Source organism: Campylobacter concisus, from assembly GCF_902460595.1.
GTDB classification, from domain to species: domain Bacteria; phylum Campylobacterota; class Campylobacteria; order Campylobacterales; family Campylobacteraceae; genus Campylobacter_A; species Campylobacter_A concisus_BL.
Map to the genome: position 1 here is coordinate 32589 of NZ_CABPVA010000005.1, position 12130 is coordinate 44718.

The 12130-nt window shown below is 38.9% G+C and carries 26 protein-coding genes; all 26 read left to right on the forward strand.

Annotated elements, in window-relative coordinates; genetic code table 11:
- Positions 1-207 precede the first annotated feature (207 nt).
- The 26 genes from rpsJ to rpsK all read left to right on the forward strand — a co-directional run bounded on the left by rpsJ (position 208) and on the right by rpsK (position 12122).
- Positions 208-516 carry a 30S ribosomal protein S10 gene (rpsJ, locus tag F3G86_RS08790; protein ID WP_009295257.1) on the forward strand — a complete coding sequence of 103 codons (309 nt, stop codon included), beginning with the start codon at positions 208-210 and terminating at the stop codon, positions 514-516.
- A 20-nt stretch (positions 517-536) separates the two neighbouring features.
- Positions 537-1115 carry a 50S ribosomal protein L3 gene (gene rplC / locus F3G86_RS08795; protein ID WP_002941563.1) on the forward strand — a complete coding sequence of 193 codons (579 nt, stop codon included), beginning with the start codon at positions 537-539 and terminating at the stop codon, positions 1113-1115.
- Entirely contained in the window at positions 1112-1726 is a 615-nt protein-coding gene (gene rplD, locus F3G86_RS08800; RefSeq protein WP_012140561.1) for a 50S ribosomal protein L4, read from the forward strand. Before rplC ends, rplD begins: the two co-directional genes overlap by 4 nt.
- 1 nt (position 1727) lies before the next feature.
- On the forward strand, positions 1728-2009 hold the full coding sequence (locus F3G86_RS08805; protein ID WP_002941535.1) for a 50S ribosomal protein L23: 282 nt from the start codon (positions 1728-1730) through the stop codon (positions 2007-2009).
- A 1-nt stretch (position 2010) separates the two neighbouring features.
- Positions 2011-2844: a 50S ribosomal protein L2 gene (gene rplB / locus F3G86_RS08810; protein ID WP_002941522.1), complete on the forward strand. Its 834-nt coding sequence runs from the start codon at positions 2011-2013 to the stop codon at positions 2842-2844.
- A gap of 2 nt (positions 2845-2846) precedes the next feature.
- Positions 2847-3128, forward strand: a complete 282-nt coding sequence (gene rpsS / locus F3G86_RS08815) for a 30S ribosomal protein S19 (protein ID WP_002941639.1) — start codon at positions 2847-2849, stop codon at positions 3126-3128.
- Positions 3129-3139: 11 nt separating this feature from the next.
- Positions 3140-3472 (forward strand): 50S ribosomal protein L22, encoded by a 333-nt coding sequence (gene rplV / locus F3G86_RS08820; protein ID WP_002941544.1) that lies wholly within the window; start codon positions 3140-3142, stop codon positions 3470-3472.
- Position 3473: 1 nt separating this feature from the next.
- A complete protein-coding gene (gene rpsC, locus F3G86_RS08825; protein WP_149723647.1) occupies positions 3474-4172 on the forward strand; it encodes a 30S ribosomal protein S3 in 699 nt (232 codons plus the stop codon).
- Between the two features lie 2 nt (positions 4173-4174).
- Entirely contained in the window at positions 4175-4600 is a 426-nt protein-coding gene (rplP, locus tag F3G86_RS08830) for a 50S ribosomal protein L16 (protein WP_002941572.1), read from the forward strand.
- Positions 4587-4781, forward strand: a complete 195-nt coding sequence (gene rpmC, locus F3G86_RS08835; RefSeq protein WP_002941625.1) for a 50S ribosomal protein L29 — start codon at positions 4587-4589, stop codon at positions 4779-4781. Before rplP ends, rpmC begins: the two co-directional genes overlap by 14 nt.
- A gap of 1 nt (position 4782) precedes the next feature.
- Positions 4783-5034, forward strand: a complete 252-nt coding sequence (rpsQ, locus tag F3G86_RS08840; protein ID WP_002941511.1) for a 30S ribosomal protein S17 — start codon at positions 4783-4785, stop codon at positions 5032-5034.
- Positions 5034-5402: a 50S ribosomal protein L14 gene (gene rplN, locus F3G86_RS08845; protein WP_002941516.1), complete on the forward strand. Its 369-nt coding sequence runs from the start codon at positions 5034-5036 to the stop codon at positions 5400-5402. The genes rpsQ and rplN overlap by 1 nt, the downstream gene beginning before the upstream one ends.
- Positions 5402-5638 carry a 50S ribosomal protein L24 gene (gene rplX / locus F3G86_RS08850; RefSeq protein WP_009295260.1) on the forward strand — a complete coding sequence of 79 codons (237 nt, stop codon included), beginning with the start codon at positions 5402-5404 and terminating at the stop codon, positions 5636-5638. Before rplN ends, rplX begins: the two co-directional genes overlap by 1 nt.
- Before the next feature lie 5 nt (positions 5639-5643).
- A complete protein-coding gene (gene rplE, locus F3G86_RS08855) occupies positions 5644-6189 on the forward strand; it encodes a 50S ribosomal protein L5 (RefSeq protein ID WP_002941643.1) in 546 nt (181 codons plus the stop codon).
- Between the two features lies 1 nt (position 6190).
- Positions 6191-6376, forward strand: coding sequence for a type Z 30S ribosomal protein S14 (locus F3G86_RS08860; protein ID WP_002941532.1), 186 nt, complete (start codon positions 6191-6193; stop codon positions 6374-6376).
- A 9-nt stretch (positions 6377-6385) separates the two neighbouring features.
- Positions 6386-6781 carry a 30S ribosomal protein S8 gene (rpsH, locus tag F3G86_RS08865; RefSeq protein WP_009295261.1) on the forward strand — a complete coding sequence of 132 codons (396 nt, stop codon included), beginning with the start codon at positions 6386-6388 and terminating at the stop codon, positions 6779-6781.
- A 197-nt stretch (positions 6782-6978) separates the two neighbouring features.
- Complete coding sequence (gene rplF, locus F3G86_RS08870; protein WP_002941606.1) at positions 6979-7515, forward strand: 50S ribosomal protein L6; 537 nt, start codon at positions 6979-6981, stop codon at positions 7513-7515.
- A 10-nt stretch (positions 7516-7525) separates the two neighbouring features.
- Positions 7526-7882, forward strand: a complete 357-nt coding sequence (rplR, locus tag F3G86_RS08875) for a 50S ribosomal protein L18 (protein WP_002941658.1) — start codon at positions 7526-7528, stop codon at positions 7880-7882.
- 15 nt (positions 7883-7897) lie between these two features.
- Positions 7898-8341 (forward strand): 30S ribosomal protein S5, encoded by a 444-nt coding sequence (rpsE, locus tag F3G86_RS08880; protein ID WP_002941646.1) that lies wholly within the window; start codon positions 7898-7900, stop codon positions 8339-8341.
- Positions 8342-8356: 15 nt separating this feature from the next.
- Positions 8357-8758: a 50S ribosomal protein L15 gene (rplO, locus tag F3G86_RS08885; RefSeq protein ID WP_002941506.1), complete on the forward strand. Its 402-nt coding sequence runs from the start codon at positions 8357-8359 to the stop codon at positions 8756-8758.
- Complete coding sequence (secY, locus tag F3G86_RS08890; RefSeq protein WP_009295263.1) at positions 8758-10020, forward strand: preprotein translocase subunit SecY; 1263 nt, start codon at positions 8758-8760, stop codon at positions 10018-10020. Before rplO ends, secY begins: the two co-directional genes overlap by 1 nt.
- A gap of 1 nt (position 10021) precedes the next feature.
- A complete protein-coding gene (map, locus tag F3G86_RS08895) occupies positions 10022-10780 on the forward strand; it encodes a type I methionyl aminopeptidase (protein ID WP_149723648.1) in 759 nt (252 codons plus the stop codon).
- A gap of 33 nt (positions 10781-10813) precedes the next feature.
- Positions 10814-11032 (forward strand): translation initiation factor IF-1, encoded by a 219-nt coding sequence (gene infA, locus F3G86_RS08900; protein ID WP_002848031.1) that lies wholly within the window; start codon positions 10814-10816, stop codon positions 11030-11032.
- A 189-nt stretch (positions 11033-11221) separates the two neighbouring features.
- The gene (gene rpmJ, locus F3G86_RS08905; protein WP_002941545.1) at positions 11222-11335 is read left to right on the forward strand and encodes a 50S ribosomal protein L36; all 114 of its coding nucleotides are present in this window, start codon (positions 11222-11224) and stop codon (positions 11333-11335) included.
- Between the two features lie 3 nt (positions 11336-11338).
- Positions 11339-11707 (forward strand): 30S ribosomal protein S13, encoded by a 369-nt coding sequence (rpsM, locus tag F3G86_RS08910; RefSeq protein ID WP_012140556.1) that lies wholly within the window; start codon positions 11339-11341, stop codon positions 11705-11707.
- A 22-nt stretch (positions 11708-11729) separates the two neighbouring features.
- Positions 11730-12122 (forward strand): 30S ribosomal protein S11, encoded by a 393-nt coding sequence (gene rpsK, locus F3G86_RS08915; protein WP_002941551.1) that lies wholly within the window; start codon positions 11730-11732, stop codon positions 12120-12122.
- Positions 12123-12130: the final 8 nt, after the last annotated feature.

Sequence of the window (12130 nt, forward strand, 5' to 3'; positions counted from 1 at the left end):
ATATACTTTCCTTATCAAAAGGAAATAATTAATCAAAATTCAACAAAAAATAGCGTTTTTCTTGACAACTATAATGGCTTTTTTGTAAAATCCCTATCTCTTTACGAAAGACCTATGTCTTGCTCGTACGATCGCTTGATCCTATGCGAGTTATTTTGATGTAAAGAGGTCGCGAGTTTGCGACAAGTTCTTTTTAAAGGAAAACACATGGAAAGAATCAGGTTAAAGCTAAAAGCTTACGACCATAGAGTTCTAGACCGCACTGTTGCAGCAATCGTAGAAGCTGTCAAACGAACAGGTGCCGACGTTCGTGGCCCGGTACCAATGCCTACAAAGATCAAACGCTATACAGTCTTAAAATCTCCACACATCAACAAAGACTCACGTGAGCAGTTTGAGATGAGAATACACGCTCGTATGCTTGACATCGTAGCTGCTACTCCAGAAACTGTAGATAGCCTAACAAAACTCGACCTAGCTCCAGAAGTTAATGTCGAAGTTCGTGCGATGAAATAAGCGGACAAAAGGATAAGAGTATGGAATATATTGTAGAAAAAATAGGCATGAGTAGAACGATTGCCACGAAGAGTACGCCAGTTACACTACTTAAGCTAGTTGAGGCTAAAGTATGTGAGATTGACGAAAACAAACGTGCTATCGTAGCGTATGCCCACACTAAAGCAAACAACAAAGCTATCGCTGGTCAGCAAAAGAAATACAATCTGACAGCAGAATTTAACAAATTTGCTACGCTTGAAGTAGCTAATAGCGAAGTTGGAAACCTAGACTTTACACCATTAAATGAGGCTAAAATTTTAAAAGTTAGCTTTAACTCAAAAGGTAGAGGCTACCAAGGTGTGGTAAAAAGACATGGTTTCGGTGGTGGTCCAAAAAGCCACGGCTCACGTTTCCACAGACGCCACGGTTCAATTGGTAACTGCGAATGGCCAGGTCGTGTTCAACCAGGTATGAAAATGGCAGGACACATGGGCAATGAGAAAGTTACTGTTAAAAACGAGCTAATAAGCTTTGACGCTCAAAATGGCATCGTAGTTGTAAAAGGTTGCGTTCCTGGTCACAATGGTGCAATGGGTAAAATAAGGATTGTAAAATGAGTAAAATTCACGTATTAAACGATAAATTTGAAAATTCAGGCGAGTTAGAGCTTCCTGCAAGCTACGCTGAAGTAAATCCGCACAACCTATATCTTTATGTAAAATCTTACCTTGCTGGTATAAGAGCAAATTCGGCTCATACTAAAAGCCGTGCTTTTGTAAGCGGTGGTGGTAAAAAACCATGGAGACAAAAAGGACGTGGTGGCGCAAGAGCAGGTTCAACTAGAACTAACGTTTGGGTAGGCGGTGCAGTTGCATTTGGTCCAACAAACGAGAAAAACTATTTTCAAAAAGTCAATAAAAAACAAAAAAGACTAGCTCTTGAGTACGCTTTGGCGGTAAAAGCACAAGATGGTAAAATTTTCGCAGTAGATAGCATCTCAATCGAGTCTGGAAAGACAAAAGATGCAGCTAATATCATCAAAAATTTAAAAGTAAAAGACGCGCTTATCGTTAAAGATTTACTAGACGATAAAACACTACTTGCTTTTAGAAATTTAGCAAACTGCTATGTAGTAGATGCAAATGAGGTAAATGCTTATCTTGTCTCTACATTTAGTTCGGTTATTATTGAAAAAGCTGCACTAAAAACTATAACAAAAGAGGGCTAAAATGGCGGATATAACTGATATCAAAACAATTATTTATACAGAAAAAACTCTAGGCCTTCAAGAACAAGGCGTTGTTGTTATCCAAACTTCACCAAGAGTTACAAAAAACAGCTTAAAAGCGGTTTTGCAAGAGTATTTTGGAGTAACGCCTGTTCGCGTAAATTCACTTAGAATTAGCGGCAAGGTTAAGCGTTTTAGAGGAAGAGCAGGCCAACGTGACGAGATAAAGAAATTCTACGTTAAGTTACCTGAAGGCGTAAGCCTAGAAAATACGGAGGCGTAAGATGGCTATAAAATCATATAAACCATATACACCTAGTCGTAGATATATGACTGGACTAAGCTCTGAAGATATAACAGCTAAACCAAGCGTTAGAAGCTTGCTTGTTAAACTACCTGCAACCGGCGGTAGAAACAACAATGGTCGTATAACTTCAAGACATAAAGAAGCAGGTGCAAAAAAACTTTATCGTATCATCGACTTTAAACGTCGTAAATTTGGTATAGAAGGTAAAGTTGAAGCGATCGAGTACGATCCAAATAGAAACTGCCGTATCGCTCTTATAGCTTACAAAGATGGCGAAAAACGCTATATCATTAGACCAAATGGCCTAAATGTTGGCGACGTTATCGCATCTATCGATGAGGGCTCACTAGATATTAAACCAGGCAACGCTATGAAATTAAGATTTATCCCAGTTGGTACTATCGTTCATAACGTAGAGCTAAAACCTGGTAAAGGAGCTCAGATAGCTCGTTCGGCTGGTGGTTATGCTCAGCTAATGGGTAAAGAAGAGAAGTATGTTATCTTAAGAATGCCAAGTGGCGAGATGAGACAAGTACTAGCTGAGTGTATGGCAAGTATTGGTGTAGTAGGCAACGAAGACTGGGCTAACATCACTATAGGTAAAGCCGGACGTAATCGCTACCGCGGTATCCGCCCACAAACACGTGGTTCTGCTATGAACCCAGTTGATCACCCACACGGCGGTGGTGAAGGTAAGAAAAATTCAGGCCGTCACCCAGTTACTCCATGGGGTAAACCAACTAAAGGTGCTAAGACTCGCCGTAAAAAAGCTAGCGATAAGCTTATAATTTCAAGAAGGAAAGGAAAATAGAGATGGCAAGATCACTCAAAAAAGGTCCTTTCGTAGATGATCATGTAATGAAAAAAGTTATTGCCGCAAAAAATGCAAACGATAACAAACCAATCAAGACTTGGTCAAGACGTAGCACGATTGTACCTGAAATGATTGGACTAACATTTAACGTTCATAATGGCAAGAGCTTTATTCCTGTATATGTTACAGAAAATCATATAGGCTATAAACTTGGCGAATTTGCTCCAACACGCACATTTAAGGGTCACAAAGGCTCAGTGCAAAAGAAAATCGGCAAGTAAGGGGAGATGATATGAGTAGAGCAATTATAAAATTCGTAAGACTTTCTCCTACAAAAGCAAGACTTATAGCAAGAGAAGTTCAAGGTATGAATGCCGAGCTAGCACTTGCAAGCTTGCAATTTATGCCAAATCGTGGTGCTAAATTTATAGCAAACGCTATTAGCTCAGCAGTAGCAAATGGCGGATTTGAGCCAGAAGAGGTTGTAGTAACTAGTTGCCGCGTTGATGCTGGTCCTGTATTAAAGAGATTTAGACCAAGAGCAAGAGGAACAGCGAGCAAAATTCGCAAACCTACTTCTCATGTAATGGTAGAAGTATCTAAACCTGAAAAGAAGGAAGCATAATATGGGACAAAAAGTAAATCCAATAGGTCTTAGACTAGGAATTAACCGCAACTGGGAATCTAGATGGTTTCCAACCAAACAAAGTCTTCCTGAAAATATCGGTGAAGATTACAAAATTCGTGCATTTTTAAAGAAAAAACTTTACTATGCAGGAATTAGCCAAATTCTAATCGAAAGAACGGCTAAAAAACTTCGTGTAACTGTAGTTGCAGCTCGCCCTGGTATCATCATCGGCAAAAAAGGTCAAGATGTTGAAAACCTAAAGAACGAAGTTAGCAAACTTATCGGCAAAGAAGTAAATGTAAATATCAAAGAAGAAAGAAAAGCTCAAGCTTCAGCTCAACTTGCTGCTGAAAACGTAGCTATGCAACTTGAAAAGCGTATCGCATTTAGACGTGCTATGAAAAAAGTTATCCAAGGTGCTCAAAAATCAGGCGCTAAAGGTATCAAAATTTCAGTTGCTGGTCGTTTAGGTGGCGCTGAGATGGCAAGAACCGAGTGGTATCTAGAAGGTCGCGTTCCGCTTCATACTCTTAGAGCAAAGATAGATTACGGTGTAGCTGAGGCTCATACAACTTATGGAAACATAGGGATTAAAGTATGGATTTTTAAAGGTGAGGTTCTTCAAAAAGGTGTTCAACCTGAGAAAACTGAAGAAGAGGCACCTAAGAAAACACGTAGAGCAAGAAGAGGTAAATAATTATGTTGATGCCTAAAAGAACGAAATTTCGTAAGCAAATGAAAGGTCGCAACCGTGGTTATGCGACTCGCGGAGCATCTTTAGCAACTGGCGAATTTGCACTTAAAGCTGTTGAGGCTGGTAGAGTAAATTCACGCCAAATAGAAGCTGCTCGTCAAGCTCTAACTCGTCACGTAAAGAGACAGGCTAAAATTTGGATTAGGGTTTTCCCTGACAAGCCACTTACTAAAAAACCTCTACAAACTCGTATGGGTAAAGGTAAGGCAGGAGTTGAAGAGTGGGTTATGAACATTAAACCTGGTCGTATAATATTTGAAATGGCTGGTGTTGACGAAGAGTTGGCTCGTGAAGCTTTAACTTTGGCTCTACACAAACTTCCTTTCAAATCAAAATTTGTAACGCGAGAGAGTGAAAATGAAATATACTGAGTTAAAAGATAAGAGCGTTGCAGAATTAAACGCGTTGCTAAAAGAGAAAAAGGTGCTTTTATTTACATTGAGACAAAAGCTAAAAACTATGCAGTTAAGCAACCCTAATGAGATTAGTGCTGTTCGCAAAGAGATAGCTCAGATCAACACTGCAATTAGTGCAACAAGACAAGGGGCGTAAAATGGCATTAAAAAGAGAAATTCAAGGTGTTGTTTTACAAAAAGCTGGAGATAAAACAGCTACTATTTTGGTAGAAAGACGCGTTATGCACCCAAGATACCATAAATTTGTAAAACGCTTTAAAAAGTATTTAGTTCATGATGAGAAAAATGAGACAAGAGCAGGCGATACAGTTGTTGCAGTTGAGTGCAGACCACTTTCAGCTCGCAAGAATTTTCGCTTAAAAGCTGTATTGGCAAAGGGAGTTGAGTAATGATTCAAAGTTTTACAAGACTTGCAGTTGCTGATAACAGCGGCGCAAAAGAGTTAATGTGTATAAAAGTTCTTGGCGGCAGCAAAAGAAGATACGCTACACTTGGCGATATCATAGTTTGCTCTGTTAAAAAAGCTCTTCCAAATGGTAAGATCAAAAAAGGACAGGTTGTAAAAGCTGTTGTTGTAAGAACTAAAAGAGAGGTTCAAAGAGATAATGGTTCGCTAATCCGCTTCGACGAAAACGCAGCTGTTATACTTGATAGCAAAAAAGAGCCAGTCGGCACTCGTATTTTTGGACCAGTTGGACGTGAAGTTAGATATGCTAACTTTATGAAGATTGTTTCGCTAGCTCCGGAGGTTTTATAATGGCTAATGTAAAATTTAAAGTCAAAAAAGGCGATACTGTAAAGATCATCGCTGGTGACGATAAAGGCAAAACTGGTAAAATTTTAGCAGTTCTTGCAAAAAAAGGTCAGGTTATAGTTGAGGGATGCAAAGTAGCTAAAAAAGCTATCAAACCAAGCGAAAAAACTCCAAATGGTGGTCACGTAAATAAAGAGATGCCAATTGACATATCAAACGTCGCGAAAGTTGAAGGATAAGAGATATGAGTAGATTAAAAGATAAATTTAACGAAACTATCAAGCCAGCTCTCGTAAAAGAATTTGACATCAAAAATCCAATGCTTATCCCTGCGCTCGAGAAGATCGTGATCAGTGTAGGCGCTGGAGACTCTGCGAAAGATCAGAAAGTGCTTCAAAATATGGCTGATACCATTTCGCTTATCGCTGGACAAAAAGCGGTTATCACTGATGCTAAAAAATCAGTTGCTGGCTTTAAAGTTCGCGAAGGTTTCCCTGTTGGTATCAAAGTAACTTTGAGAAAAGAGCAAATGTATGCTTTCTTAGATAAGCTAATCAGCGTTGCTCTTCCAAGAGTTAAAGACTTCCGTGGTCTTCCAAAAAATGGCTTTGACGGACGTGGAAACTATAACTTTGGTCTTAGCGAGCAGCTAATGTTTCCAGAGGTTGAGTATGATAAAATTTTACGAACTCATGGTATGAATATTACGATTGCTACTACGGCTAAAAACGATAAAGAGGCATTCAAATTGCTAGAGCTATTTGGTGTGCCGTTTGCAAAAGGAAAGTAAAATGGCAAAGAAATCAATGATAGCAAAAGCTGCACGCAAGCCAAAATTTGCGGTTCGCGGCTATACTAGATGCCAAATTTGCGGTCGTCCGCACTCTGTTTATAAAGATTTTGGAATTTGCCGTGTTTGCCTAAGAAAAATGGCTAACGAAGGCCTAATACCTGGTCTTAAAAAAGCAAGTTGGTAAGGAAGAGAAATGTTGAACGATTTAATATCAGATGGATTAACACGCATTAGAAATGCAAGTATGAGAAGACTTGAGACTGCGAAATTGCTTCATTCTAAGGTTGTTGAGGCTACTCTTTCTATCCTTGCAGCAAAAGGCTATGTAGAGAGCTACAACGTTATCGAAGAAGGTAACAAGAAATTTATAAACGTAGTTTTAAAGTATGATGAGTACGGCAGAAGCGTTATAAACGAGCTTAAAAGGGTTTCAAAACCTGGTCGCCGCGTTTATCAAGGCAAAGACGACATTAAGCGTTTTAAAAATGGTTACGGAACAGTTATCGTTAGCACAAGCAAAGGCGTTATGAGCGGTATTGAAGCAAGTAAAGCTGGCGTTGGCGGCGAGGTTCTTTGCACCGTTTGGTAATAAACTGCGTTAAAAACGCTATTTTAACCTTATAGCTTAAGGTTAAAATTTCTTTTTAGCTAGGTGAAATTTTATATTTCGCCAAAGCTAAATTTAGAAATTCAAATGAAGGTTTCGTCAAATTTGACGATCAAATTTACGGCATTGTGGTGTTTATTCGTAAATGTAGGAACACCCTAGACAAGTAAAGGAAAAAAATGTCACGTATTGGAAAACAGCCTATCGCTATCCCAAGTGGTGTAGACGTTAGCGTTGAAAATAATGTCCTAAAATTTAAAAAGGGCAATCACTTAAAAGAGCTTGACACAAAAGGTCACGTTGATGTCAAGATAGAAAATGGTCATATAGTTTTTGCTCCAAAGGGCGAAGATCGCCAAAGTAGAGCTTACTGGGGAACATATAGAGCACTTGCTAACAACATCGTAACTGGTATCACTCATGGCTTTACTCGCCAGCTTGAGATCAACGGCGTTGGTTACAAAGCAGCTGCAAAAGGTAAAATTTTAGAGCTATCTCTTGGTTTTTCACACCTTATCAACTATGAGCTACCAGCAGGCGTTGAAGCTAGCGTTGATAAAAACGTTATTACTATCAAAGGTGACGACAAACAAGTAGTAGGTCAAGTGGCTGCTCAAGTTAGAGGATTTAGACCACCTGAGCCATATAAAGGCAAGGGCGTTAAATATCTAGAAGAACGTATCATCCGCAAAGCGGGCAAGACATCTAAGAAGTAAGGAGCGGTAAATGACAGCAAAAGTACTAAAAAGAAAAATCGCTCTTAGAATTAAGAGAAAAAGAAGAATCAGAGGTAAAATTTCTGGTGTTGCAACTTGCCCAAGAGTTTCTATTTTCAAATCAAACAGAACTCTTTATGTTCAAGCGATTGACGACGTTACAGCTACTACACTAGCTGCAGTTGATGGTAGAAAAATAGGCATAAAAGCAAATAAAGAAGGTGCGGTCACTTTAGCTAAAGAATTTGCTAAGGCTTTGAAAGCTAAGAAGATAGATGTTGCAATTTTTGATAGAAATGGTTATTTGTATCATGGCGTTATCGCAGCATTTGCTGAAGCTTTAAGAGAAAATGGCATCAAGCTATAACCCAAAGGAAAATCGATGGAAAAATATAATAGAGAAGAATTTGAAGAAGTAATCGTCGATATCGGTCGGGTTACAAAGGTTGTTAAAGGTGGTCGTAGATTTAGATTTACAGCTTTAGTTGTTGTTGGTAATAGAAATGGCCTAGTTGGCTTTGGATATGGCAAAGCTAAAGAGGTGCCAGATGCGATGAGAAAAGCGATTGATGACGCATTTAAAAATATTATCCACGTTAAGATCAAGGGCACAACTATCCCTCACGATGTAGAGGTAAAATACAACGCAAGTAGAATGCTACTTCGCCCAGCTAGCGAAGGTACCGGTGTTATCGCTGGTGGTAGTGCACGTCCTATTATCGAGCTTGCAGGTATTAAGGATATCCTTACTAAATCACTTGGCTCAAACAACTCAGCAAACGTCGTTCGTGCTACTATAAAAGCACTTAGTTTGCTAAAAAGCTAAGAGAAAGGAGTTAAGATGGCATTAGAAAAATTAACACCTGCTGCAGGTTCAACTCATGCAACTAAAAGAATAGGTCGTGGTCAGGGCAGTGGCAATGGCAAAACTGCTGGCAAAGGTAATAAAGGTCAAAGAGCAAGAAAAGGCTATAATGAAAAAAGGGGCTTTGAGGGCGGACAACAACCGCTTCAAAGACGTCTTCCAAAAGTAGGCTTTGCTTCTAAATTTGAAAAACCTTATGTTATCAATGTTGAAAAGATCGCAGCTATAAAAGAGCTTGCAGAAATTTCAATAGCAACAATAGCTAGCGTTCATAAAATTTCAAAGAGCGTTACTAAGATAAAACTAATCGGTGCAAGCGCAAAAGCTCTTGCTTCAAAGATCAAAGACGAGAACGTTAGCGTTAGCGGAACAAAATAATGGATAAAACACTGACCAACAAGATTTTAATCACGTTGGCATTTTTGTTCGCATACAGGATACTGGCTTATGTGCCAGTTCCTGGTGTTAATGTCGACGTAATTAAAGAATTTTTCAATTCAAACAATAGCAACGCCTTGGGTCTATTTAATATGTTTAGTGGTAAAGCCGCTGAGCGTTTAAGTATCATATCTCTAGGCATTATGCCTTACATCACAGCTTCGATCATCATGGAGCTTCTAGCAGCGACATTTCCAAAGTTAGGTCAGATGAAAAAAGAGCGCGACGGTATGCAAAAATATATGCAAATCATACGTTATGCAACCATCGTTATCACTCTTGTACAATCAATCGGCGTCTCTATCGGACTTCAAAGCTTAAGCGGTCGTGGTGGCGAGCAAGCTATCATGATAGATATGAATTTATTTATCGCGATCTCTGCTGTATCTATGCTAACTGGCACCATGTTACTTATGTGGATAGGCGAGCAGATCACACAGCGCGGTATAGGCAACGGTATAAGTCTTATCATCTTTGCGGGCATCGTCTCTGGCATACCTAGTGCGATCGGCGGAACTGTAAATTTGGTAAATACTTCTGAGATGAATTTCTTAACAGTCATCGCTATTTTGGTGATCATTTTAGCGACTATTGGCGCTATTATCTTTGTCGAGATGGGCGAAAGACGTATCCCTATTTCTTACTCAAGAAAAGTGATAATGGAAAATCAAAACAAACGTATAATGAACTATATACCGATCAAAGTAAATTTAAGTGGCGTTATCCCACCGATATTTGCTAGTGCGATTTTGATGTTTCCAAGTACTATTTTGCAGGCTAGCACAAATCCAGTAATCCAGGCTATCAACGACTTTTTAAGTCCAAATGGCTATATGTTTAACGTTTTGACATTTTTATTTATCATCTTTTTTGCGTTTTTCTACGCATCTATCGTGTTTAACACAAAAGATATAAGTGAAAATTTAAAGAAACAAGGCGGATTTATCCCAGGTGTTAGACCAGGCGAGAGCACAGCTAGCTATCTAAATGAAGTAGCTGGCAGGCTAACTTTAGGTGGAGCTTTGTACTTGGGTATCATTTCAACATTACCTTGGGTACTTGTAAAGACTATGGGCGTACCATTTTATTTTGGTGGTACATCAGTTCTTATCGTAGTTTCAGTAGCACTTGATACGATGAGACGTATAGAAGCTCAGTCTTATACAAACAAATATCAAACTCTAAGTGCAGTAGGTCTATAAAATGGCTATCACGCTAAAAAGACCAGCTGAGATAGAGAAAATGAGAGCGGCGAATAAGATCGTCGCTCGAACACTTGATCATGTTTCTACGATCATAAAACCTGGAATTTCACTTCTTGAGATAGATAAAATTTGTGAAGATATGATAAGAGCCGCTGGAGCAAAACCTGCCTTTAAAGGGCTTTATGGCTTTCCAAATGCAGCTTGCATAAGCGTCAATGAAGTGGTGATCCACGGAATTCCAAATGAATACAAACTAAAAGAGGGTGATATCGTTAGTGTAGATATTGGCTCAAATTTAGATGGTTATTTTGGTGACTCGGCTAGGACTTTTGGGGTTGGTAAAATTTCAAAAGAAGACGAGGCTTTGATCGCTTGCTCAAAAGACGCGCTATATTTTGCGATTGATTTTATAAGAGCTGGTATGCATTTTAAAGAGATTAGCTACGAGCTTGAGAAATTTATACTAGACAGAGGCTATGTGCCTTTGCGCGGATATTGCGGTCATGGCATAGGTAAAAGGCCACATGAAGAGCCAGAAATTCCAAATTATATTGAGGGAAATAACCCAAAAGCTGGACCAAAGATAAAAGAGGGAATGGTTTTTTGTATAGAGCCGATGATCTGCCAAAAAGATGGCACGCCAGTTTTGGGAAGTGATAACTGGAAAGTAACCTCAAAAGATGGTTTGAGAACTAGCCATTATGAGCATTGTATGGCGATAGTTAATGGCAAAGCTGAAATTTTAAGTCAATCGTGAAATTTAGAGAAAAATTTAAAGAAAGGAGAATTTGTGGCAAAAGACGATGTCATTGAGATTGATGGAAATGTTGTTGAAGCACTGCCAAATGCAACTTTTAAAGTTGAGCTCGACAACAAACATATAATTTTATGTCATATCGCCGGAAAGATGAGAATGCATTATATAAAGATAATGCCTGGCGACCGCGTAAAAGTAGAACTTACGCCATATAGCCTAGACAAGGGCAGGATCACTTATAGATATAAGTAAATTTAGGCTCTTGGCAAATATGCTAAGTAAATTTAAAGCTGGTTTTGGATAAAATCCAAGCTTTGCGAAAAGCTGTATGAAGAATTATTTTCAAAGTTCCCCACTTATTTTGAAAATAGTTGGTTTAAATTATTTCTTTAGACCTGATGCAGCCCCTAAAAAAGTGGAATAAATTTTTAGGAGACTAAAATGAAAGTTCGTCCTTCTGTAAAGAAGATGTGTGACAAATGTAAAATTGTCAAACGTAGTGGCATAATTCGTGTTATCTGCGAAAATCCAAAACATAAACAAAGACAAGGATAAGGCATGGCACGTATTGCAGGTGTAGATTTACCAAACAAAAAGAGAATAGAGTATGGTTTGACTTATATCTATGGTATAGGTCTTTACAAATCTCGTCAAATTCTTGACGCAGCTGGAATTTCTTATGATAAGAGAGTTTATGAGCTTAGCGAAGACGAAGCAGCAGCTATCCGTAAAGAAATTCAAGAGCACCACGTCGTTGAGGGTGACTTGAGAAAACAAGTTGCTATGGATATCAAAGCTCTTATGGATCTTGGAAGTTATAGAGGTCTTCGCCACAGAAAAGGTCTTCCTGTTCGTGGTCAAAAGACTAAAACTAATGCTAGAACCAGAAAAGGCAGACGTAAAACTGTCGGTGCGGCTACTAAGTAAGGCAAGGGTTAAAGGATAATAAATGGCGAAAAGAAAAATTGTTAAGAAAAAAGTAGTTAGAAAAAGCATAGCCAAAGGTATCGTTTATATCAGTGCAACATTTAACAATACTATGGTAACTGTAACTGATGAGATGGGAAATGCTATTGCATGGAGTAGTGCAGGCGGCTTAGGCTTTAAAGGTAGTAAAAAATCAACTCCTTATGCAGCTCAACAAGCCGTAGAAGATGCTTTAAATAAAGCAAAAGAGCACGGCATTAAAGAAGTTGGCATTAAGGTTCAAGGTCCAGGTAGCGGACGTGAAACGGCTGTTAAGAGTGTAGGTGGTGTAGAGGGTATAAAAGTAACTTTCTTCAAAGATATCACACCTTTACCACACAATGGTTGCAGACCGCCAAAACGCCGCCGCGTATAATTAGAGAA